Source organism: Neptuniibacter pectenicola (genome assembly GCF_001597735.1).
In the GTDB taxonomy this organism is placed as follows: domain Bacteria; phylum Pseudomonadota; class Gammaproteobacteria; order Pseudomonadales; family Balneatricaceae; genus Neptuniibacter; species Neptuniibacter pectenicola.
The window spans coordinates 313,442-337,085 of the sequence record NZ_LUTS01000001.1 but is presented as its reverse complement, the minus strand read 5'-3'; the positions used below and the strand labels follow the sequence as shown (position 1 = coordinate 337,085).

Sequence of the window (23,644 nt, the reverse complement as noted above, 5' to 3'; positions counted from 1 at the left end):
TCTGCGATTGTCATGATGAACGGTAGGTTTAGTACTGTTTTAAGCGGCTGAGCGATGAGGAGAGGGAGAAGCCTAGCTTTAGGTTGAGCTCCTTTGCATGCTGTTTTAGTTGTTTGCTGGTGAGCGTGTTTTCTTGCTTACCCGCAAAAATAACCCAGTTACCGCAGCTGGTGGTACAGCCTCTTATATCGGTAAATAAGCCCCGTAGAATATCAAGGCAATCTCCGGATTGGTGCTCCCGCCAGCAGTTAAGGACTAACCAGCCATTTTCTTTTAAGAGGCCATGGGCCGCGGTTAAAAACTCGGGGGAGAGTTGTTTTACATCTAATCCCTCTTCGCTATAGATGTCGCTAAAGATAATGTCAGCTTTGCGTTTATGCTCATCATGTAGAAAGTCATAGGCGTCCATATTGATCATTTCCATGCGCTTACTTCGGGGGAGGTGGAAGTATTTATAAGCGGTTTGGATAACATCTGCTCTGAGTTCAACAATCTGCTGTTTGAGCTCAGGGTAGTGGTGATGTAAACAGCTATTGAGAGCACCCGCGCCTAAACCTAAGGTGATACAGCGTTTAGGTTCTCTCATGAGCAATGCCATTAACATCGCACGTGAATACTCATGTTGGGGTACAAGCGGCTCACTTTTAAGCCAGCAGCTTTGCTCGTCGGTGTCGCCAAACGCAAGGTAACGTTTATTGCCGTCGTCAATTACACGTATCGCGCCATATTCGTCATAACTGCGATGTATCTCTTTCCCGGGTATGGACATGTGGGTACCTTGCTTGATGAGTGTAGAGCGGGCATTCTATAGCGGTCTCATACTATTATGCTACTTCAGTTTTAGCTTTCAGAGTCGACAGCATGGGCTCACTCTAAAAAAAGTATATGAACCCCCTTTAGGAGAGTTGTCAATGGAGATGCAGTGGCCGCGTTTATTAACGACTAAGCGTTATGGACATACTGAGCTTACAGATGAGGAGATCGGCCGGAGTCATTTTCATAAGGATCAAGATCGGATTATCTTTTCCAGTGCTTTTCGCCGTTTAGGTCGGAAAACGCAAGTCCACCCAATGGCGTTAAATGATCATATACATACCCGTTTAACCCACTCGGTTGAAGTGGGTAGTTTAGGGCGTAGTTTAGGTATTCGCGTCGGTGAGCAGATTCAAGATCAACTGCCAGAGTGGGCGACGGCTTATGATATCGGCATGATCGTACAGTCAGCCTGTTTAGCCCATGATATTGGAAACCCCCCGTTTGGTCATGCGGGTGAGTATGCCATAAGGGATTGGTTTAAACGTCGGGGTGACGATAGGTTGTTGGCTGATCTGAGCCCAGATGAACGCTTAGATCTCATGACCTTCGAGGGCAACGCTCAAGGTTTTCGCGTGGTCACGCGGATAGAAAACCATTTATTTGATGGCGGTTTGCGCTTAACGTACCCCACCTTAGGTGCGTTATTGAAATATCCATGGAGCGCAGAATATGCGGGCGCTAAAGGGAAGTTTAGTGCGTATAAAACCGAGTTAGAGATCCTGAATAAATTAGGCCGTGAGCTCGGGTTAGTGCCTTTGGGGGAAAATCGTTGGTGTCGTCATCCTCTTACGTTCTTGATGGAGGCTGCTGACGATATTTGTTATGCGATTGTAGATTTAGAGGATGCGATTGAACTTAACATCCTTAGTTTTGATGAAGTGAAACCGATCTTATTACAGCTCTGTGGGGATAGTAGTTTTGATGACGAGATCTTTACATCTCAGGCTTCATCGCGGCGTAAAATTTCGGCCTTAAGAGGTAAGGCGATGGAGTTTATGGTCTCTTCGGCAGTACAGGCTTATATGGCGAACCAGACGGCCATTATGCGAGGTGAGTATCAAGGGGAACTGTTGAGTGATGGTGATCCTGATGTGCGTGATGGTCTGTATGCAGCTAAAACCTTAGCGAAAGAGCGGGTGTTTCCTGATACACGCAAAGCAGAGCTTGAAGTGGGTGCTTACACGACCTTAGGTATTCTGCTTGAGGCGTTTTGCCATGCGGTTTATGACAACCATTATCTTGATGGCGAAAAGCTAAGCTATCGCAGTGAACGCATTATTAGCCTGATGGGAATACACGCGCCAAAACCGGATCTACCGCTTTATAACGCCTATATGCGTGCGTTAGATTTTATTAGTGGTATGACCGATAACTATGCGACCTATTTAGCGCGTCAGATTGGCGGGTTAAGTTAGTATAGATCTCTCTGCGGGTTAGTGTGGGGCCTGCAACTGCCTTATAATAGGCTTTTATTATTGATGAAGGGAACGGGTGTGGCATCGTTAAAAGATCAGTTGAGCGGTTTAGTGTATTCAACCGAAAAGGGGGCGTTGTGCCCTAGGTGTTCAGAATCGGTGGATGCGTGTATTTGCGCCTCATTAGATGATCAGCAGCGTTTAGATGAGCTGGACGGTATTGTGCGGCTTAGACGTGAAACCTCGGGCCGAAAAGGAAAAGGGGTGACAACCATCTCTGGCGTGCCTTTGGCTGATGCGGAGCTTAAAAGCTTAGCTAAAAAGCTAAAAAAAGTGTGCGGTACTGGTGGTGCGTTAAAAGCGGGTGTGATTGAGATTCAGGGGGATCATCGAGAAAAACTGAAAACCGTGTTAGAAAAAGAGGGATTTACGGTTAAGTTGGCCGGAGGCTGAAATGGCAAAAAAGAAAATGTGTACGCGCTGTATAGCGATGCGTTTTGCGTTGCTTTTTATGGCCGTAGTGGTGTTGTTTATGCTGAATGGGCTTTCGCACTTTTTTGCATAACCCCTATGGCTGGATCATGGAATCGATAAGGAGTAATGGAATGTTTAGCCCGTTGCATACGCTGTTATTACTGCCGTTACTGTTACTCGTTTCTACTTTTAGCGAGGCTAAAATATACCAATATACTGATGCGAGTGGACGCAATGTCTATGTGGATCGGTTGTCGAAAGTGCCTGCGCAATATAGGGATCAATTGGATGCACGGGAGGAGAGTAAAGATCGACTCTCTACTGAAGCACTTGATGCCCTTGCTAAAGAGCGAGATATCAATCAGCTTCGGCGTAAAATAAAGACGGAACGTTCTAAGTTACAAGCGGCGATGAAAAAGTGGATCACGCCTTTTACCTTCCACGCTAACCGTATCCAGCTGCCCATTAAGGTGGTTTATGGTGCTCGCTCTGTGAGGTTGAATTTGGTTATGGATACGGGAGCATCGTTTACGGTTGTCCATCAGTCCGCTATTGCTTCATTAGGTGCACAGCTACTTGATGCTGGCGCAGCTAGAGTAGCGAACGGTGGGATTGTACAAACGCAACGGGTCAACTTTGATCGTGTTGAGATAGGTCCCTATAAAATCCCCCATGTGTCGGCTGCGGTTATTGATTATCAAGGTGAGTCTGGCGGTAGTCAGGGATTACTGGGTATGGATTTTTTATATAATGCTCAATATGAGCTGGATAGGGAGAAGCAGCAGATTATTTGGGCACCGGCTCACTATAAAAAGTTACAAGGTGATCTGCTGGAACTCGATAAGCTGGAGCAACGGCTTCTTGATGAAACCGCGTCTCCAGAGCGGTGATGAGGCGCTGCTTATTAGAAGTAGCGTTCTACCGTGATTTGCAGATGATCATCTTGCTTGATGTTGTAGCTTAAATCGGCAGGATTGTCGCTACTAAAAAAACGGCCATCCAGACTGAGTTTCCAATTATTACCATAACGGCGGCTTGCCTCTATGATAAAACTCTCACTGTCATAGTCGAGATCATGACTCATGCCCGCGAGCATCTCAGTGCTATCGACATCATTTAAAGTTAATCGCGCGCCAATAAACAGATCGTTTTGTATGGCGGCATCAGCGTTTTCGCCGCGCTCATCCCAACCATATTCCAGCAGCACACCTACGTCTGCTGAGCTATTGCGGATACCGTAGAAAGTGTATTCAACGCCGCCCTGTGCGGCCCAGTAGTTTTCGCTCTGGGTATCACGGTTAATGGTTTCTAATTTCCATAGCCAGCTATCAATGGTGGCTTGTAGATCAAATCCAATTTGATCCATCTGCTCATAGTAGGGGGCTAAGTAGGTGGTACCGTTGCTGTTTTTGAGCAACAGCTTTGGATCTCGGTTGGTACCATGAAACCAATAAGCGCCTAAGTCAAAATCCCCAAGGGTATGGCTCCAGCGCAGGGCTGTATCAATATGATTTTCACCGGCAGAGGATTCGTAACTAGCAAGATCGTTATTCACAACGAGGCCGGAACGCAGGCGGCCATTTTTACCGATCGTGGTTCTCTCCCGAAACCCCGGTAGCAGATAGAGGTCAACAATCCCCCAATCCCTGACTAAGGATAGGTTGATCATCTGTTGGCCTAGTTTATCTTCACCGTCAAAGTCTTCAACGCTATCGGTTTGGTTGATCACGTCCACGAGGTGCTGGAACTCGGTTACGCCCCAAAATACTTTACGCAGACCTGCGCGTAACTCCCAATCTTCACCAATGTGAATCCAACTAAGCTCACGAATATCACCGTGTGTACGCTCATTGTCATTTTCATCCACGCGGAGATAGGGGGTGAAGGTTAGGCTATCAATACCCTCATTCCACTCCCAATAGAACTCGGGCTCCACCGTGAAGGATAGGTTTGAGCTGTAGTCCTGTTGTGGAAACTGAGCATCTTGGGTGAAGTAACGAGCTTCTGCCGTCACTTTGCCTGAGAGTTCATAGAGTGTTTCTGCTTGGGCAGGCAGGGCTAAAGATAGCCCTGCTGCGAGCAGTAGTTTTTTTCTGCTCATATTAACGTGCCCGTTTAAGGGTGTTTTTATTAAAGTCGTTATCGTCTAGCCCGGTTTTAAACTGGTAGTCGCTATACGTTAGATCGGTGCTTTTGCCAGACTGGTGATTAACCATCTTCATTAAGTTTGGCCGCCAGTGTTTACCTTCATACTCATTGTATTCATGGTAGGTTAGCGTTTTTAAGGGTGTATTTTTACGGTCAAAAAACTCAATCTTCCATGGGCGATACTCTGCTTGGTCGAGCCAAGCCACGCGGCGCGTATACCCTGAGTTTTTGTCCACAGGGTATTGTTCAACAACATAACAGGTGCCTCCTTCACAGGGCTCGTCACGTAAAAATTTGTAGGTGTACTTTTCCACTTCAAATGAGGATAAGTCCTCATAGGAGAATTCGGACCCCATAAATGGGCCTGATTTGTTACGGGATGCAATACGTTTAACGCGTTTTAATTTTGGTAGGTATAGCCACTGATCATCAGCCCCGACCGCATGGGAGAAGCTGAGAAACGCCGTGCCTTTTACATCTTTTGGTTTATCAAAAACCGATAAGCTTTTATCACCGTCGTTTTCAATTTCGAGCGATTTCAGGCGAATATCACGGATACTTTCCTGTCCTTCTTTGTTGCGTAGGATCATATTCATGCTGGTTTGCATATCTTGCCAGCCTTTGTCACTGGCTTTGGCTTCTATTGCAATGCGAGTGCCTTTCTCTTCAGCAGTTTCTGCTGAAGCGATCAATGGTGCCGTCATTAGGCCTAAAACGACTAACGAATTAAGCGATTTTTTTAACACAGTCATTGTTGTCTCCTTCAGCTGAATTGCTATTGTCTTCGGTGGTTGAAAGGTTGTTTTTGTCCAGTTTCATTAAGAGCGCGGGTAGGAATAAGAAATCTACAATCAGGGCGATAAGAATCGTGATCGCTGTGAGTAAACCCATATCCGCATTTAATTTGAAGCTAGATTGCGCCAGTACCATAAAGCCGGCAACGAGGACAAAGGTTGTGATCCATAAGGCTTTGCCCACACTGGCAAAGGCATATTCTACGGCGGCTTTAGGGTCCTTATTACGGTCCCGACGGGCATGTAGGTATTTACTTAGGAAGTGAACGGTATCATCAACAATGATCCCTAAGGTCATGCCTGCAACCACAGATAAAGCTAGGCCGATCTGACCATCAATAAAGTACCAGACACCAAAGCCCATAGCCGCTGGCGCGATATTGGGAATGAGACTGATCAGGCCAAATTTAAGTGATTTTAAGGCAAAGCCCAAAATGAGTGATATTAAGATTAGCGCAACGGTTGTGCCTAATAACATGCTCTTAATATTACGTTGTCCAATATGGGCAAACATTAAGTTAGGGCTGGCAATATCCACTTCATAGGTTGAAGCATTAGCGGCGAACCACGCATAGATCCGCTCTTCAATTTCAATTTGCTCGGTACTGGTTAAGTTACGAAAGGTCGCGATAACGCGCGCAGATGACTTATCCACATTGAGTTGGTTGTTGAGATCGAGTCCGTAAGGCAAAGACATCTCGTACAATAATAAATATTGTGCGGCGAGTTCACGATCGTCGGGCAGCGTGTAGTAACTGGGGTCATCACCATGCATGTTCTTATTGAGACGTTTAATAATGTCTGACAAGGAGCTTACGTGGTCTGTTTCTGGTTGTGCGCGGAGCCATTCGGTTAAGTTGCCAACAGATTGAAGGAACTTAGGATCGTTGATACCACTGGCCTCACCGGTTTCGATGGATATTTCCATGGTCGACATGCCGGATAAGTTTTCCTGCATATAATCGGTGGCCTGTCTAAAAGGTACGCTGGTATCAAAGTACTTAACAAAGTCATCATTGAGTGTGTTTTGCGGCATGAAGACGATGACGCTGACCATAATGGCAGACATACCGGGCAGCAAAACCTTCCGGTTGCGGACAACAAATCCCGCTAACTTATGCATGACATCATGCTTACCTTCATGGGTTGCTTTAACCCGCAGCGGTAATAGGCTCAACATGGCAGGAAATAGGGTGATCGAAAAAATAAACGCGAGCATGACACCGGCCGCGACCATATTACCTAAATCCCTAAAGGGCGGGGAGTCAGAAAAGTTTAAACTTAAGAAACCGATAGCGGTGGTCACACTGGTTAGAAAAATGGGCTGGAAATTGATACGTAAACTGTCTTGAATCGCTTTTTTCTTCTCTACCCCTTGGCGCATCTCATAGAACATAGTGGTTAAAATATGGATGCAATCTGCCACCGCGAGTGTAAGAACCATGATGGGTGTTGTGGAGGAGGGGCCTGTTAAGAAGAAGCCTGTATGCCCCGCCAAACCCATCGTTGAGACAATGGTAAAGATAATGATGATAACGGTTGCGAAGGTACCACTAAAGGTCCGTAGTAGAAGAATCATACCCAGAAGCACAACGCCAAACATAATGGGTACTAGGGTCGCATTATCGCTTAAGGAGGATTCTGCGAAACTGTTGTTCATCATGACCATGCCGGATAAGCGCACCGAGATCTCTGGATTTTGCTCGATAAATTGAGCTTTCATCTGCCGTATTTTTGAAACGACGTGTGGGATCTCTTCTACCGGATTGACTCCTGGTAGTTGTACCGTGACATTCACGACAGTGACATGGGCTTGGGGCGAGATTATTTTATGAACAAGGAGCGGTTCATTGATGGCGATCTCTTTTAAACGCGGCATATCAGCGTCGGTCAACGTGTCAGCATCTAATACTAAATCTTCCACAAACATATCGTCCTCTTCGGACCATGAGTGTTGGAAGTTTGTGATGGAATCAACGCGGGTAGAGAAGGGGACTTGCCATGATTCAGTGGTTAATGCCTGAATCGCTTTAAGTGTTTTTGGCGTAAAGACATCACCGTCTTTAGGTGAAAGGATAAACGCAACATTATCACTTTTACTGTAGATCTTTTGCATCGATTCGAATGCGGTTAGTTGAGGGTTTTCCTCACTAAAAAACACGCGGTAATCGCTTTTAAAGACCAGATTTTTGGCACCATAGGCAGAGCCCAGCACAAACAGCACAGTGAGCAGGATGACCCATATTGGGTGATCAAGCACAAATCGGAAAAGACGTTCTTTCATTTTCCTTCTCCAGTGTCCCTTATAAGGATTGGGTTGCTCTAATGGCAACTTGGGGTTGTTTAAATAATAAGCAATGACGTTTCGTCATTACGGCGTTTTAAAAAAACGATGCGCTCATCGTTTTCTGTTGTTTTAGTGTTACTTAGGTTGTCTGCAGTTGTTTTAACTGCCGTATCTCATTTGGAAAGAGGTCGGTTTTATATTGCTTAATGGTCTCATTCCAATCATGTGCTTGTGTATAAGGCTGCCAGTTTAAGCCATCTAACATTAAGTTAGCGTGATTAATTAGCTCCCTCTCGAGTTTCATTTCGGTTCTAACGCTACACCGATCCAAAGATTCATGCAGTAGCAAAATCGTTCCAAAGCACATCGACCAGAGCGCAAAGGCGACTTGGGCAGGGCTTAAATGATTTTGTAGCTTAAAGTCGCCCTCGGTAAGCCCTTCAGATATTACATGTAAAATACTATCGAGCAGTTTGTGTTCAAGTGCGAGGTGTTGCTCTCGACGTTTATCCGATGCTTTTTCAAAAATTGAAGGGGTCTTCGCTGAAATAACGAGCATAAATTCGGTGGGGTGCAGTAGAGAATAAAGCATGTAGGCATAGCCTATGGCGAGAATCTTCTCGCGGCTAGAGCCATTGAATGAGGCGGCGTGACAAAAAAGATCATATAGGTTTTGTACGCTTCGGTTACATAACCCCGTAAGGATATCTTCTTTGCAAGTAAAGTGGTTGTAGATGGTGCCTTTGGAATAGGGCACGTTGGCGACAAGTTTATCGATGGTCAGCCCTGCAACACCTTGAGCAGTCATCATCTCTAAGGCTTTATCCATTATCTCTTCTTCGCGTGTCTTTAGCGGGCAGCGGTTAATCGTTTCAGGAGGCATTTCAACTAACTTTTTATAAGTGACGATTCGTCAAAATAACGTAGCTTTAGTCGTTAATCAAGGATTAAAAATACAACAAACTATCCTGAACTTATGTGAAAGGCGAATAGGTCAAGGGGTGTAGGCTAAAACGCACAAGGAAATATCTAGGGGGGAGCGGCTCTATTTATCGTTTTTTGATAAACGAGCCGCGATGTTGACGAGTTTTGACGGGACTATATATTGGCTTCAGCGAGCTTGAGATCCACGATGGACTTGAGAAGTTTAAATAAACGAATAGAGGCATCAATCTCCTCTTTACGGTTTGTTAAACTCTCAATGTTTAAACCAATGGGGATATTTAGCGGCATGACCGCTTCTAATATCTGCTCTAAGTTATTGCGACAAATTTGCGTTGATTCTTGCAGTGGGTTTTCCGCATCAATAATGCGGAATTTAGTCGCTTCAGGTACTGAGATACCTAGCCATTCCATAAATTCCAGTGTTTTCGCACTTCCACAAGGGGTAAAGGTGAGAATGACACGTTTCGGCGTTATCCCCTCTTTGCGACATTGGCGTGCGTAGCTACTTAGCATATCAATAGTTGCTTGGGCATTGTAAACCGCTTGTGAAACAAAGAACTCACAGCCATTCGCTGATTTGCTAATGAGCCGCTCATGTTCATTACGTTTAACCGCATGACGCTCAGCAATGGTCACGCCGCCCAGCTGGAAGTTGGCGGGGTGGTCAGCAATCGCTGCATAGGCATCATTAAGGCTGAGTTTTATCTCCCCTTCGGATGAGGGGCTACCCACAAGCACAGTATCGCGCACATCATAGGTATTCCACGCGGTGTCGAGCCACTCAATAAAAGCCTCTTTATCCCGTTGGGAGACACTTTTATACGTGATGATCGGCTTTTCTGATTTTTCACGCAGTAGCTTAGAATAGACAAGTGGATCTAAGGTACGCATATAGGGAAACGGCCGAGGCATGTCAATTCGGCTGCTTTCGTCCTGAATGTCATAAACAATGAGGCCATCAAACTCTACATGTTTAAGGCGATCAAGCAACTTGTCTGCGATCTCTGAGGTTGCCTCATCGCTGGTTGTCGCTTTAGGTGGCGTGGTACCAAAAAGGTAAACGCCGCGACTGCTGTCTGCAAACTTGGTTCTTAGATCCTGTTTCATGGTATTTTTTACTTTTATCGCTAAGCTTTAATTGTTGGCCATTCTAACAATTAATGATTTTCATGTAGTTAGCTGAGCGCATGAAAGTTTTTCCAATGGTGTTGAGTAAATTTAATAGCAAGTGAGTTAAGTGGAGCGGGTCGTTGTCCAATAGTGATTTTGATTTAATGAAAGTGAGCAAGGAAATTAAAGGCGCGACGGATGGCCAACCTCCACTGGCGAGTTGGAACCCTCCGTTCTGTGGTGATATTGATATGCGTATTGCCCGTGACGGTCGTTGGTATTATATGGGTACCCCTATTGGGCGCCCTGCGATGGTAACGCTGTTTTCAACGGTGTTGTGGATGGAAGGGGATAAATACTTTCTTAAAACGCCGGTAGAAAAAATCGGTATAGAAGTAGAGGACGCGCCTTTCTTATTTATTTCGGTTTGTCATAATGAGGGCGAAAAGGGCGTTGAACTGACCTTTACCAGTCTTACAGGGGATAGGGTGACACTGGGGCCAGAGCACCGACTTTGGGTTGAGCACTGTCCTGAAACCGGTGAACCTTCACCCTATATTAATGTTCGATATGGTATGAAAGGTTTACTCCATCGCAATGTGTTTTATGAATTGGTTGCAATGGCTAAAGAGGTGGAACGGCAGGGCAAAGCAACATTCATTATTGTTAGCCAAGGTGTTGAGTTTGTTTTAGGCACTTTGGCCTGATTTATTCGTTAAAAGAGAACTTAATTTAGTGATTTTAAAGCAATTTTTGCAGAGTGGATTAAACTTAGAGGATCAATGCGAAGTAAGCATCGCCAGAGGTATAGGTAGATGAGTTCCAGCAAACGGTTTTCTGTTCTTTTAGTCATTAAATCGACAAAAGAGATCGAGTCTCTTTGCAATATGATTAAAAGGCATTTTCCACGTTTTTATACAGCGTCTACTGAAGAGGAGGCGGTCAAGCTGATTGTGGAGCATCAAATTGATGTGCTTCTGCTTGGTCTGGATGGCATTAAAAATAATGAGGTGTTTTACCTTCATCTCCTCAGTGCAAAGAAAAATGTAGAAAAAATTGTGTTCAAACGGATTGTTTTTTGCAGCAGAGAAGAGCTTAAAGAAGCCTTCGGGATTTGTAATAAAGATGTGTTTGATGATTATTTTATCATTTGTCCCCTCTATGACCCTTACCACCTGTTACTGCGTCTACGCTTTATACGTCGTGAAATTACGGAACGGGCAGATAAAAACATTCTGGCGGCGGGAGAGTGCAGTGTCGAAAATTTGTGTGAGTATTTTGATCAGATCATTAATTGCGACAATGAGATCACTGACCTTAACGAAGATAACTATGAAAAATTGATGGATCTTGTCTCTTTTTCAATGAAGCATATGAAAGAAAAAATTATCGACGGTGGCGACATTACTGAACGGTCGCGTAAAAATATCAGTAGTCTTATTGATACCCATGCGCAAAAGCATATGCAAGAAGTAGGCGTGCATCAGAAAGGCGCGAATGGCCAAGTACAAGCTAAGTTAAATACGGTTGCGAGCACGGCTCAACAGAAAAAAACAAAACTGCAGGCCGAGAGTGAAAACCCCATTGTTTTTGATGATAGCAATATCTTACTTCTAGAGGATGAGATTGAGCAGCGAGATGAGATTAAGAGCATATTGGATGGCGCGGGTTATAAAGCGCAAATATCGGGTAGCGCAGTTCATACTATGAAGTTATTAAAAAACTGGAAGCCAGACATCATACTGCTTGATTTAACGCTGCCAGATATGAGTGCGTTATTTGTGATTGATCAGATTAAACAAGACCCTGAAATGAGCCATACGCGGATAATGGTATTAGCAAAGCCCGGCGACAGCCAAAACGCGAAAGAGGCGATGAAGCAGGGCGTACATGAAGTGATGCTGAAACCGTTGGATAAAGATATGTTGCTCTTTAAAATGGGGCATAACTTAGACGCGATAAAGCTCGCGGCTGAGAAATCTTGATCCGATGGCTATAAAAAAACCGCAGGGGCTGCCTGCGGTAAAAAACCAATGTCATCACATTGGGTGAGTGCTCTAAAAGTATGGGTATACGTCATTTTAGAGCGTACTTACACATCGCTGTGTAAGTTATTCCTCGCGGAAGTCGGTCCTCATTATGCGGCTATGATCTCGACGTTTTCACCTTTCAAACGTACGGGCCATACCGGTACTTTAATGTTTGAATCCTCAAAGCAGCTTCCTGTATTTAAGGAGAAGTGCTGTTTATATAAAGGTGATGCCACCATAGGTTCACCTTTGATATCGCCGATTAAACCACGGGCTAATATATTTGCGCCGCTAAAGGGATCTTGGTTGCCGATCGCAAAAACTTCATCTTTATATTCAGGAATATAAAAGATGGCGATTTGCTGATCTTGGTATAATGCAGCAACACCTGTGTTAGGTACTAAGTCGCTTTTATTACAGAGTTTAAGCCAGTCTGCATTTGGATTAATTGTCATAACATTGTCCTCTTTTTGTCAGCGTACTTAATTAAACAGGGCGAACCTGATTGCGTTCGATAATATGTACAATTTGTGGATCTGTTTGTTCTTCCGTATTTACAAGGCTGCGGAACTGTTTCAACTTGTCTTCATCCCCCAGCGTTGTCTTCCACTCACATTGGTAGGTATCAACAACATGCTGCATTTGTGCTTCCAGTTCTGCCGCAATATTTAATTTGTCATTTAGCACCACCTCTTTGAGGTAGTCTAAACCGCCTTCCAAATTTTCCATCCAGACAGAGGTACGCTGTAGGCGGTCGGCTGTTTTTACGTAGAACATCAGTACGCGGTCGATATATTTAACCAACATCTCGTCATCTAGGTCAGTAGCAAATAGATCTCCGTGGCGAGGTTTCATACCGCCATTACCGCACACATAAAGGTTCCAGCCATTTTCGGTGGCGATCACACCAATATCTTTACTTTGTGCTTCTGCACATTCGCGGGTACAACCGGATACGGCAAATTTTATTTTGTGAGGAGAGCGTAGACCCTTATAGCGATTCTCAAGCTCGATTGCCATGCTTGCGCTGTCCTTCACGCCGAAGCGGCACCAGGTACTGCCGACACATGATTTAACGGTACGAAGTGACTTGCCGTAGGCATGACCGGTTTCAAAACCCGCATCAATCAGTTCTTTCCAGATCAGTGGCAGCTCATGTAGTTTTGCGCCAAATAGATCGACACGTTGGCCACCGGTAATCTTGGTGTATAAGTTGTATTTTTTACCTACCTGACCTAAGACGATTAGTTTGTCAGGGGTGATTTCACCACCGGCAATACGCGGGACAATAGAGTAAGTGCCATCTTTTTGCATATTGGCCATAAAACGATCGTTGGTATCTTGTAAGCCGACATGGGGCTCATCTAATACATGCTCGTTCCAGCACGAAGCAAGAATAGAGCCCGCTGCAGGCTTACAAATCTCACAACCTAAGCCTTTACCATGTTTAGTAAGCAGATCAGAGAAGCTACGAATCCCTTCGACACGGACAATGTGGTAAAGCTCTTCACGGGTGTAAGCAAAGTGTTCACAGATATCTTTACAGACTTCAACCCCTCGTTTTTCAAGCTCATGGTCAACTAGGTTTTTTAACATAGCGGCACAACCACCACAGCCAGATGCGGCTTTAGTGACCTCTTTTACATCAGCGACAGAGGCCGCACCTTCGTCGATTGAGCAACAGATTTGGCCTTTAGTTACGTTTAAACAAGAGCAAATTGTGGCGTCGTCTGGCAGTGCATCAGGTCCTAATGTGGGTGCGGAAGCACCATCGAATGAAGGTAAAATTAAGGTTTGTGGCTTTTCGGGCAGATCAATGCCGTTGAGCGCGTATTGAAGGAGCGTATCGTATTTACTGTTATCTCCAACCAGTACGGCACCGAGTAGTTTTGTTCGGTCTTCAGATACGACAATGCGAGAATAAATTTGCTCATCTTCATCAAGGTAACGGTAACTTAGGCTGCCAGGGTTTTTGCCATGAGCGTCGCCAATCGAACCTACATCAACACCAAGTAGTTTCAGTTTTGTACTCATATCCGCGCCGGTAAAGGCGGTATCGTTTTCTAAGTTACCGATAATGGCTGCAACGGCTGTCTTTGCCATCGTGTAACCGGGGGCCACTAAACCAAAAATTTGATTGTTCCATAATGCACATTCGCCGATGGCAAAAATATCTTCGTCAGAGGTTTGGCAGTGATCGTTAACAACAATGCCGCCGCGCTCGCCAATGGTGAGAGCACTGCTACGCGCTAGGGCATCTTGAGGGCGGATACCGGCAGAGAATAGGATTAGGTCGGTTTCTAAGAACGTGCCATCGCTGAAGTTCATACGGTAGGTATGCTCTTCACCTGGGACGATCTCTGAAGTGGCTTTGTTGCAATGAACATCTACGTCCAAGGCTTCTATTTTTTTCTTTAAAAGTTCGCCGCCATCTTCATCTAATTGCACGGGCATTAAGCGCGGTGCAAACTCTACAACATGTGCTTTTAACCCTAAAGATTTGAGCGCGTTAGCGGCTTCTAAGCCTAATAAACCACCACCAACAACGACACCGGTGGTTGCGTCTTTCGCACAGGCTTGAATTTTATCTAGATCCTCTAAGGTGCGATAAACAAAGCAGGCGTCACCGTCATTTCCCGGAATGGGGGGGACAAAAGGGTATGAACCGGTAGCAAGGACTAACTTGTCATAGGGGTAGCTAGTTTGCTCGGTGATCACCTGCTTTGTATCGCGATCGATCTGCGTCGCTCCTTCACTCAAGTGAAGTTGCACGCCATGTGTTTCATAAAAGTTATCTTCTACAAGGCAAAGGTCTTGATAGGTTGAGTCACCAAAGTATTCTGATAGGTGAACACGGTCGTATGCGGCGCGCGATTCTTCGGCGAGAATATGAATGTCATATTCGTCAGAGGTCTCGCTTGCAACAAAATTTTCAATAAAGTGGTGACCCACCATACCGTTGCCAATAACGACCAACTGCTTTTTTTGAGAGTCCGTTGAAGTAGTCATAGAAGATATACCCATGTCTTGTGTTTGAGTGTCTTGAGAGCAGAACGGACTGCCAAATAGCAGTTGTTGTCTGTTCGCACTCAAATCAGTTTTTTGTTTTAGCTGATCGAAATACCACTGTCCCTCACGGACATCACCGTATAAAACGGCGCCGACTAATCGGTTATCTTTCAGCCAAAGTTTTCTGTATTCATTGTGTTGAATATCGTGATAAATCATGGTCTCTGTTTCAGGTGAATCCTGTAGAGAACCGCATGAAAAAAGCGCTACACCACTGATTTTTAACTGGGTGGCGACCGCTTCCTCTTTATATGTGTTGGCTTCGTTAAGCAGACTTGAAACGAGAATCTCTGCCTGTTGCCAAATGGGGGCGACTAAACCATAAGTAAATGATTCGAACTGACAGCACTCCCCTAATGAGTAGATCGCGGGATCACTGGTGTTCATCTGTGCATCGACTAAAATGCCGCGTTCGCACTTGAGTCCAGAATCGCTGGCGAGTGCTTTATTTGGTGTTACGCCGATGGCGGCTACAACAAGGTCGGCCGGTAGGATTTCACCTGTTGTTAGGCGAACGGATGTAACCCTGTCGCTCCCTTGAAGGGTTTGTGTGTTCGCTTTTATACGGAATTTAAGGCCGCGTGCTTCAAGGGCGTTAAGTAACAGTTCGCCTGCGGTGTCATCTAACTGATGGTCGAGAAGGTAGCTGCCGCGATGAAGTAAGGTGACATCCATGCCTTGAGCGCGAAGCCCCTCTGCGGCTTCTAAGCCCAAGAAACCACCGCCAATCACCACCGCCTGTTTTTTCTCTTTGGCGATCTGTTTCATCCGCTCGACATCTTTCAATGTTCTAAAGCTCATCACTCCGTCTAACTGAGCGCCATCTACGGGTAATGGCGTAGGGTAAGAACCCGTTGCAATAACCAGTAGGTCGTAATGTACGTGGACACCGGCTGCGCTGATAATGACTTTGTTAGCACGATCAATCTGTACCGCAGGGTCTTGGCTGTGTAGTGTCACCCCGTGCTCTGTGTACCATTCAGGAGGAAGGGTTATGACCTTATCCTGATCGAGCTCGCCACTGAGTAGGTTTGATAAAAGGACACGGTTATAACTGCCGCCTGGCTCTTCGCTAAAAACAGTGACATCAAGTGAGTGGTCCGCACGCTCAAAAAGGCGTTGCAGTAACCGACCTGTTGCCATTCCGTTTCCAATGATGACCAAACGTTTTTTCATAACGATCCTAAATCCCAAAAATAAAAAAAGGCGTTCACATTCAACATGTATGAGCATGTTGATGTAGAACGCCTTTGTTCTCAGAGCTTGTTGTGATAACGACTATTAAACAAATAACAGTGGTTATTGTTTTTAATAAGCACGTAGTATGCCATTTATTGAAATCTATTATATTTCAGTGAGTTGCTGTGTTTTTGGGGGTGTTGTTACGTGGTATTTTGATGGGTTTTGGCTTTGTTTTGATGCAAGTACCCATTGATGCGAACTGTTTTGGTGCGATTGAAGAGCGGCAGCGTATGCCGCGCGGTCTATTTAAGTAAGAGTTGAATCAGGTTAAGGATCAGCATCAGTGCTGCGATCATCTGCCACGTGAGAATAGGGTTTTTCTCTAGCATCGGCTGATGTTTTATTTTGGCTTCAAGGCTTTGGTTGGGCTGGGTGAGATCTTGTAAAAATTCAGATAGGGCTTCATATCTAAAGCGGGGGTTTGGCTGTAACGCCTTTTTTAAGCAGCCTTCGACCCATAAAGGCACGCCTTTACGGTAATGGAGTGTCGGCGTGTAGTGCATTTGGCCATAGTTTTTAAGCGTTATATTATTGGTTTTCATCTCTTTGTAAGGCAGATGACCTGTGATCATCTCATACACAATGACCGCGAGAGAGAACAGGTCCGAGCGAAAACTACCGGCCTCGCCAAGTAGGTACTCAGGGGCGACATAGTTGATTGAACCTTGGGGAATTGATTTATCGAGAGGGGAGTTCATCTCCTCAATACCCGCAATTTTCACGGTACCAAAATCAAGAATCTTGATGCGCCCATCTTGGTTGATCATGATGTTTTCGGGCTTGAGGTCTTGATGCACCATGTCGGCCCGTTGGAAGGCTCGTAGCCCTTGGATGACCTGTTTGGTTAGATCCCGCACTTCATCAAGCTTTGGTGCTGGATTATCGTTCATCCATTCGCGTAGGTTCATGCCCTGAATATGTTCCCCTAAGTAGTAGAGGTACTGCTTTTCGCGCAGGGGAGGGAAGGTTTTCATCACATTGGGGTGGTCAATCCGTTGTCCTACCCACTCCTCTCGGATAAAACCATCAAGGTAGAGAGGGTCTTCCGCGAATTGAAGCGAGGGTGCTTTTAACACATATTGCTGCCCTGAAGCGGTATCTTTAACAAGGTACATATGGCTGCGGGTGCCACTAAAAATAATGTCGAGCACTTCGTAATCATCAATTTTGTTACCAATGGCCATGACCGGAGGAATAGGCAATTGGGCCAGCCGCGCATGGCTTTCATCTAATGTTTCTGAAGGCAGGTGATCTATGCAGGTAATGAGTGCAGTCAGGTTGTCATCACTACCGCGCTCAAGGGCAAGATCAATGCATTGTTGTGCCGCGGTTTCAGGTGAGTCGAAATGTTCTGCAAGGATGGCTTGCAGGTCGCGATTCGAGAGGAACTCATGGATACCATCGGTGGTCATTAAGAGCATGTCGCCCTCTTTTACACCGCTGGTTGCGTAATCCACGTCTAAATGTTGATCGCCCCCTAAGGCGCGAGACAAGTAGTGTTTTCCACCTGTTTTGCGGACATGGTCTTGTGTAAGTTGCTCTAGTTGACCCGCTTGAAAATGGTAAATCCGCGAATCGCCAACGTGGAACCAATGCAGGGTGTTGGATTTGATAATTAAGGCGGAAAAGGTGCAGAGTAAGCTATCTTTTTCGCGGCTATTTTGAATGTTTTCTTTGTGTAACCAGCTGTTCAAGGCGGTTAATACACGGGAGACGGAATTCTTTACGCTCCAGCTATGGGGGGTGCTGAAGTAGTCCTGCATAAAACTGGTGACGCTGGTTTGGCTTGCAATATGAGAGTCTTCGCAGCTGCTCACGCCGTCGGCAATAGCTGCCGCACCGCCTTTAAAGTCAAGCTCAGCATGGCTTGGTAGATGGGCGGCAAAGGCATCTTGGTTTTTTTTCTTTCTGCCCGCACTGGATTTTCCACCAAAACGTAAGGCTAGCGTTTTCTTACTCATGTTCACTCTTACCTAAACGTAGGGTGAACAATGGATCCATTGTTCACCGCTTGCTGAGGGTCAGGCCTGTGCACTGAAGTGAGTGTTGATAACGCGTTAGGCCTTAACATGGTTAACTTACTTTAATGAGTTCTACCGTACCATCTTCATTGACCTCAGCCATATGCCCTTTCGGCTCTTCTAAGAAAAGCAGGGTGATAAAGCCAATGACCGCTGTTACCGCAATCACGGTAAAAAAGGTTGAGTACTCAACTAAAGATAACACGGTTAGATAGAAGACGGCGCCAACATTTCCGTAAGCCCCTGTCATACCCGCAATTTGCCCCGTTAGACGGCGCTTTATTAAAGGTACGACCGCAAAGACTGCGCCTTCACCTGCTTGAACGAAGAAGGAGCACGCCATGGCAGCGGCAACGGCGAGGAAGAGTGGCCAGCTGCTATCGATTAACGACATTACCGCATAACCTGCGGCTAAACCTGCGGTTAAAATTAATAGTGTTTTTCTACGGCCGAAACGGTCACTGATCCAACCGCCTCCAGGGCGTGACATCAGGTTCATGAACGCATAAGCGGACGCAAGCAAACCGGCATACACCATATCTAATGAAAATACGTCGGCAAAGAAGAGGGGCAGCATAGAGATAACCGCAAGTTCTGAACCAAAGGTGGCAAAGTACAAGATATTTAATACTGCGACTTGCTTAAATTTGTAGCGCTCTAATTCGGGAACGGGCTGGGTAAAGATGGTTTTGTTAATACGATAAGCACTGTAGCAGTCATAGATAAAAATAGCGGCTAAGGTGAGGTATATAGCGAGTGCGGCCGTATCCGTTAAGATCGATACCCCTGCTGGTGAAAGCTTCCATGTGAGCAAAGAGAGAGCCGCATAGAGTGGGATCTTCATGATGATCATTAAGATGAAATCACTGGTGCTAGTAACCTCCATGCCGCCTATTTTCTTAGGTTTAAAATAGGTTGAGCCTTTTGGCGTATCGGTTACATTTTTGTACCAGATCACACTAAAGAGCAAGCTCATTAAGCCGGTTAGGCCGACCGCATAGCGCCAGCCATCGTCGCCCCCAAAGATCACGACTAAGGTGGGTAGTAGCATAGCTGCTGCAGCGGAGCCAAAGTTACCCCAACCGCCGTATAAGCCTTCAGCTGTGCCGAGTTCGTTCGCAGGGAACCACTCACTCACCATACGAATACCGATAACAAACCCTGCGCCGATAAAGCCGAGTAAAAAACGGGATACGGCGGCTTGCGCGAAATCAGTTGATAGGGCAAACATGAAGCAGGGGATACTGGCAATGGAGAGGAGGGCGGTGTATGTAATCCGTGGGCCATACTTGTCTGTGAGCATGCCGATAATAATTCGAGCGGGGATGGTCAGTGCAACGTTTAAAATCAGTAAGGTTTTAATTTCTGCGTTCGTTAGCCCTAAAGATCCCGCGATAGCGCCAAGTAAAGGGGCATGGTTAAACCACACAAAAAAGGTGATGAAAAACGCCATCCAGCTTAAATGTAGAATCTTCATTTTTCCGCTGAAGGAGAAGAGAGTTAGCTTGCCACTATCACTCATATTATAGGCCTCAATTATCGTTATAGGTGTTAAAACAAAAAAGGCGTTCTACACGTCCCCTCTGATAGTGTAGGGGGACGGTATGAACGCCTTTGTTCAAGCTGTTTATGTTTTTTGCTATCTATTGGTGCGTCGATTGAGCCTGAGTGCAGAGTTGCGCACTTATTTGGTCCGCCGATTTACCTTTATTCGCCTTTGAATAGAGATATACGGACCTTAGGCTGCTTTTTCCTCGCGTTTTCCTTTTGCTGGTGAATCCTATTGCATATCTTGTGCCACCTTTAACTTAGCCTCCTTTTTTTTAGGGATGCTGTCGGGGGTGCGCTGTTTTTCATACAGGAAGGTCAGCACTTCATGGCGGTAGTGGTTATATTTAGGATCGTCCGCTAACGCAATACGGTTGCGTGGGCGGGGGAGGTCAATATTTAGTATCTCGCCGACGGTGGCGGCAGGGCCATTAGTCATCATCACAATGCGATCGGATAGGAGTACCGCTTCATCCACATCATGGGTGATCATAATAACGGTGTTATTTAGATCTTTTTGGATCTCCATAAGTGAGTCCTGTAGATGGGCACGTGTGAGCGCATCTAAGGCACCAAAAGGTTCATCCATCAACATAACAGTGGGTTCCATTGCAAGGGCGCGTGCGATACCGACACGCTGCTTCATCCCCCCTGATATCTCATCAGGGCGCTTATCCATGGCATGATCCATATGGACGAGGGCTAAGTTATGTTCTATCCATTCTCGCATCTCAGCTTTGCTTTTTGAGCGGCCAAAGACCTGTTTTACGGCAAGTTCTACGTTTTCATAGGCGCTTAACCACGGCAGTAAGGAGTGGTTTTGAAAAACAACAGCGCGTTCTGGGCCGGGGGCATTTACCTCTTTTCCGTCCAATAAACAGCCGCCGCTGGTGGCTTGATAAAGGCCCGCTACAATATTCAGAACTGTGGACTTACCGCAACCGGAGTGACCAATTAACGAGACAAACTCCCCTTTGTTAATGGTGAGGTTGATATCCTGAAGCGCTTTAAAAGGGCCGTTAGGGGTTGGGAAATCGATATCAACTTTTGTTAACTCTAAATGTTTAGGAGGCTGAGTCATAATAATTATCCTTTCTCTAACGTCGCTCATTAGCGAAGTATTACTGTTTTATCCCAAGACATTTTGCGCTGTAAAAACAGCATGCAACGGTCCAGTAAAAATCCGATCAGTCCAATAATGAGTACGGCCACCATGATTCGGCCAAGGGAGTTGGAGCTACCGTTTTGGAACTCATCCCAAACAAACTTACCAAGGCCAGGGTTTTGGGCCAGCATCTCTGCTGCAATAAGGACCATCCATGCGATACCGAGTGATAAACGTAGGCCGGTAAACATCATTGGGATGGCGGATGGCAGAACGATCTTGATGATATGGGTAAGCCAATTAAGGCGAAGTACTTGAGAGACGTTTTGTAGATCTTTACTGATTGACGACACGCCGACCGCTGTATTAAGGAGTGTTGGCCATAAGCTACACAGGGATACAGTGATCAATGAGGTGATAAATGACTTCGCAAACATCGGGTCTTTACTGACGTATACCGCACTGACAACCATTGTTACTAAGGGCAACCAGGCCAGTGGTGAGACGGGTTTAAACAGCTGAATCAGTGGGTTAAAGGCGGAGTAGAGCGTGCCATTTAAACCGATGAGTATTCCCGCCGGAATAGCAATCAGTGAGGCGATAATGAAGCCTGCAAGCACGGTGATCAGGCTTGTTAAAATCTGATCAAAAAAGGTTGGTTTACCGGTGTATGGACGCACTTTTACTGTAGCGTCAGGATTTTTTTCGAGTTTCTTTGCATTGCGTAGCTCTTGGCGCTCGTGGAATTTAACCTCTTTCGCTCGCTCCGCTTTATGTTCCTCTATTAAGGTAATCGATTGTTGATAAACCGCCGCAGGACCGGGGAAGGTGCCTAGCGAAGTGTGGACGCTTTTGGCCCCGATCTCCCAAATGAATAAGAAAATTAACAAACCAATTAGCGGTATCAGTAAAGACTTTCCCAGCTGACTGAAGTTTGCTTTAGGGTTTTCAATAAAGCGGCTTAGGCCCATTGTGGCTAAAATATTACTCATGACGTATTACCTTCCGTTGATCTGTTGCCCCTCTGGTGCAGAGGGGCTTTGTTGTTAGATCAAAGTGTTTGATCTGGCTTCAGACCGATTGAGAATTTTTCTAGGTAGGCGTTAGGTTGTTTGCCATCAAACGTGATGTTATCGATAAAGTGCGTTTGCGGTGCTTTGTAGCCATCTTCAGTCACAAAATCAGGGAACATATCCGCGGTCATTTTGCCTTCCTCGATGAGTTCTTTCGCGGCAATCGCGTAGATATCTGGGCGGTAAACTTTCTTAGCGATATCCATAAACCACTTATCTGATTTAGGCTCAGCAATTTGTCCCCAACGGCGCATCTGGGTTAGGTACCAGATTGCATCTGAGTAGTATGGGTATGTTGCGTTATAGCGGAAGAATACGTTGAAATCAGGTACTTGGCGTTTATCACCTTTCTCATATTCAAAGGTACCTGTCATGGAGTTAGCGATAACATCATAATCGGCACCCACATAATCGGATTTGGATAAGATCTTCACCGCTTCGGGACGGTTGGCATTGTTGTTGTCATCTAACCATTTAGCAGCACGGATCATCGCCTTGACTACACGCAAGTGAGTATTGGGGTTTTCGTCAGCCCAGCCTTTAGAGACACCAAACACTTTCTCGGGGTTGTTTTTCCAGATCTCATAATCGGTAACAACAGGTACGCCGATCCCTTTAAAAACAGCCTGCTGGTTCCACGGTTCACCTACACAATAGCCGTAGATCGTGCCGGCCTCCATTGTGGCGGGCATCTGAGGTGGTGGTGTAACGGATAAGAGTGCATCGGCATTGATTGTGCCAGATGTATCGCCGTTATGAGGCGCATAATAACCCGGGTGAATACCACCTGCCGCTAACCAATAACGGAGTTCATAGTTATGGGTGGATACAGGGAATACCATGCCCATATTAAAAGGCTTACCTTCATCTTTATATTTATCGACAATAGGCTTTAACGCGTCCGCTTTAATGGGGTGAACGGGTTTACCGTCGGGACCTTTTGGTACGTACGGCTTCATCTGATCCCAAATGTCATTGGAAACGGTGATGGCGTTACCATTAAGGTCCATACTAAACGCCGTGATAATGTGGGACTGAGTACCAAATCCAATGGTTGCGCCTAAAGGTTGACCTGCAAGCATATGAGCGCCATCTAGCTGACCGTCAATAACGCGATCTAAAAGTACCTTCCAGTTGGCTTGGGCTTCTAAAGTGACGTAGAGGCCTTCATCCTCGAAAAAACCTTTTTCGTAAGCAATTGCGAGAGGGGCCATATCAGTTAGTTTAATAAAGCCGAATTTTAAATCTTCCTTTTCAGGCTCGCCGATGGCTGCCCATGCAGGGGCTGTAATGAGAGCGGCGGCTAACACCGTACTACTGATAATTTTGCTTAGTAGAGCAGTTTTCTTTTTAAGCATGGTTGGCTTCTCCAATCTTGAAAAATAAAAAAGGCGCCTAACGTGATCACAGTCTTGTGATTCGTTAAGGCGCCTTTGCCATAAAATAAACGGGTGGGCTTTTCTGCCCCTTTTAATATTTATCGAGCACTCTTCGTTGAATGACTCATTTGTTATTTATAAAGCACTACCTATGCCAAAAAATAAAATTCCCTTTATATACAATTGGT

General features: G+C 45.6%; 19 protein-coding genes and 1 pseudogene. 6 read left to right on the top strand and 14 right to left on the bottom strand.

The window, feature by feature from the left end; genetic code table 11:
- Nucleotides 1–28 precede the first annotated feature (28 nt).
- Nucleotides 29–769, bottom strand: coding sequence for a spermidine synthase (locus tag A3773_RS01470; protein WP_067982063.1), 741 nt, complete (start codon nucleotides 767–769; stop codon nucleotides 29–31).
- A gap of 142 nt (nucleotides 770–911) precedes the next feature.
- Between A3773_RS01470 and A3773_RS01465 the strand changes: the two genes are divergently transcribed.
- From A3773_RS01465 to A3773_RS01455, 3 genes are all read left to right on the top strand, one after another.
- Entirely contained in the window at nucleotides 912–2,231 is a 1,320-nt protein-coding gene (locus tag A3773_RS01465; RefSeq protein WP_067982060.1) for a deoxyguanosinetriphosphate triphosphohydrolase, read from the top strand.
- 78 nt (nucleotides 2,232–2,309) lie between these two features.
- Nucleotides 2,310–2,684, top strand: coding sequence for a translation initiation factor Sui1 (locus A3773_RS01460; protein WP_067982706.1), 375 nt, complete (start codon nucleotides 2,310–2,312; stop codon nucleotides 2,682–2,684).
- A gap of 152 nt (nucleotides 2,685–2,836) precedes the next feature.
- Entirely contained in the window at nucleotides 2,837–3,595 is a 759-nt protein-coding gene (locus A3773_RS01455; protein ID WP_067982057.1) for a retropepsin-like aspartic protease, read from the top strand.
- Nucleotides 3,596–3,609: 14 nt separating this feature from the next.
- Here the strand turns inward: A3773_RS01455 and A3773_RS01450 are convergent, their stop codons facing one another.
- The 5 genes from A3773_RS01450 to A3773_RS01430 all read right to left on the bottom strand — a co-directional run bounded on the left by A3773_RS01450 (nucleotide 3,610) and on the right by A3773_RS01430 (nucleotide 9,986).
- Nucleotides 3,610–4,806 carry a hypothetical protein gene (locus A3773_RS01450; protein ID WP_067982055.1) on the bottom strand — a complete coding sequence of 399 codons (1,197 nt, stop codon included), beginning with the start codon at nucleotides 4,804–4,806 and terminating at the stop codon, nucleotides 3,610–3,612.
- A 1-nt stretch (nucleotide 4,807) separates the two neighbouring features.
- Entirely contained in the window at nucleotides 4,808–5,605 is a 798-nt protein-coding gene (locus A3773_RS01445; RefSeq protein WP_067982051.1) for an outer membrane lipoprotein-sorting protein, read from the bottom strand.
- Nucleotides 5,580–7,931, bottom strand: coding sequence for an efflux RND transporter permease subunit (locus A3773_RS01440; RefSeq protein WP_067982048.1), 2,352 nt, complete (start codon nucleotides 7,929–7,931; stop codon nucleotides 5,580–5,582). The genes A3773_RS01445 and A3773_RS01440 overlap by 26 nt, the downstream gene beginning before the upstream one ends.
- 142 nt (nucleotides 7,932–8,073) lie before the next feature.
- A complete protein-coding gene (locus A3773_RS01435) occupies nucleotides 8,074–8,817 on the bottom strand; it encodes a TetR/AcrR family transcriptional regulator (protein WP_067982045.1) in 744 nt (247 codons plus the stop codon).
- A 215-nt stretch (nucleotides 8,818–9,032) separates the two neighbouring features.
- Nucleotides 9,033–9,986, bottom strand: a complete 954-nt coding sequence (locus A3773_RS01430) for a methylenetetrahydrofolate reductase (RefSeq protein WP_067982042.1) — start codon at nucleotides 9,984–9,986, stop codon at nucleotides 9,033–9,035.
- 143 nt (nucleotides 9,987–10,129) lie between these two features.
- Between A3773_RS01430 and A3773_RS01425 the strand changes: the two genes are divergently transcribed.
- A complete protein-coding gene (locus A3773_RS01425; protein ID WP_231902110.1) occupies nucleotides 10,130–10,696 on the top strand; it encodes a DUF1285 domain-containing protein in 567 nt (188 codons plus the stop codon).
- Between the two features lie 108 nt (nucleotides 10,697–10,804).
- On the top strand, nucleotides 10,805–11,974 hold the full coding sequence (locus tag A3773_RS01420) for a response regulator (protein ID WP_067982036.1): 1,170 nt from the start codon (nucleotides 10,805–10,807) through the stop codon (nucleotides 11,972–11,974).
- A gap of 152 nt (nucleotides 11,975–12,126) precedes the next feature.
- Here A3773_RS01420 and nirD read toward each other — a convergent pair whose 3' ends face one another.
- The 3 genes and pseudogenes from nirD to A3773_RS18300 all read right to left on the bottom strand — a co-directional run.
- A complete protein-coding gene (gene nirD / locus A3773_RS01415) occupies nucleotides 12,127–12,474 on the bottom strand; it encodes a nitrite reductase small subunit NirD (protein ID WP_067982033.1) in 348 nt (115 codons plus the stop codon).
- Between the two features lie 31 nt (nucleotides 12,475–12,505).
- A complete protein-coding gene (gene nirB, locus A3773_RS01410; RefSeq protein ID WP_067982703.1) occupies nucleotides 12,506–15,028 on the bottom strand; it encodes a nitrite reductase large subunit NirB in 2,523 nt (840 codons plus the stop codon).
- Between the two features lie 102 nt (nucleotides 15,029–15,130).
- Nucleotides 15,131–16,264, bottom strand: a pseudogene (locus A3773_RS18300) (NAD(P)/FAD-dependent oxidoreductase); the annotation flags it as partial.
- A 188-nt stretch (nucleotides 16,265–16,452) separates the two neighbouring features.
- Here A3773_RS18300 and A3773_RS18500 point away from each other — a divergent pair.
- Nucleotides 16,453–16,584 carry a hypothetical protein gene (locus tag A3773_RS18500; RefSeq protein ID WP_269454466.1) on the top strand — a complete coding sequence of 44 codons (132 nt, stop codon included), beginning with the start codon at nucleotides 16,453–16,455 and terminating at the stop codon, nucleotides 16,582–16,584.
- Here A3773_RS18500 and A3773_RS01405 read toward each other — a convergent pair.
- The 5 genes from A3773_RS01405 to A3773_RS01385 all read right to left on the bottom strand — a co-directional run bounded on the left by A3773_RS01405 (nucleotide 16,573) and on the right by A3773_RS01385 (nucleotide 23,435).
- The gene (locus A3773_RS01405) at nucleotides 16,573–18,291 is read right to left on the bottom strand and encodes a bifunctional protein-serine/threonine kinase/phosphatase (protein ID WP_067982031.1); all 1,719 of its coding nucleotides are present in this window, start codon (nucleotides 18,289–18,291) and stop codon (nucleotides 16,573–16,575) included. The genes A3773_RS18500 and A3773_RS01405 overlap by 12 nt on opposite strands.
- Nucleotides 18,292–18,403: 112 nt before the next feature.
- Nucleotides 18,404–19,873 (bottom strand): NarK family nitrate/nitrite MFS transporter, encoded by a 1,470-nt coding sequence (locus A3773_RS01400; RefSeq protein ID WP_067982028.1) that lies wholly within the window; start codon nucleotides 19,871–19,873, stop codon nucleotides 18,404–18,406.
- Nucleotides 19,874–20,131: 258 nt separating this feature from the next.
- Nucleotides 20,132–20,980, bottom strand: a complete 849-nt coding sequence (locus tag A3773_RS01395) for an ABC transporter ATP-binding protein (protein WP_067982025.1) — start codon at nucleotides 20,978–20,980, stop codon at nucleotides 20,132–20,134.
- Nucleotides 20,981–21,009: 29 nt separating this feature from the next.
- Complete coding sequence (locus tag A3773_RS01390) at nucleotides 21,010–21,975, bottom strand: ABC transporter permease subunit (protein ID WP_067982699.1); 966 nt, start codon at nucleotides 21,973–21,975, stop codon at nucleotides 21,010–21,012.
- 80 nt (nucleotides 21,976–22,055) lie between these two features.
- Entirely contained in the window at nucleotides 22,056–23,435 is a 1,380-nt protein-coding gene (locus tag A3773_RS01385; protein WP_067982023.1) for a CmpA/NrtA family ABC transporter substrate-binding protein, read from the bottom strand.
- Nucleotides 23,436–23,644 lie beyond the last annotated feature (209 nt).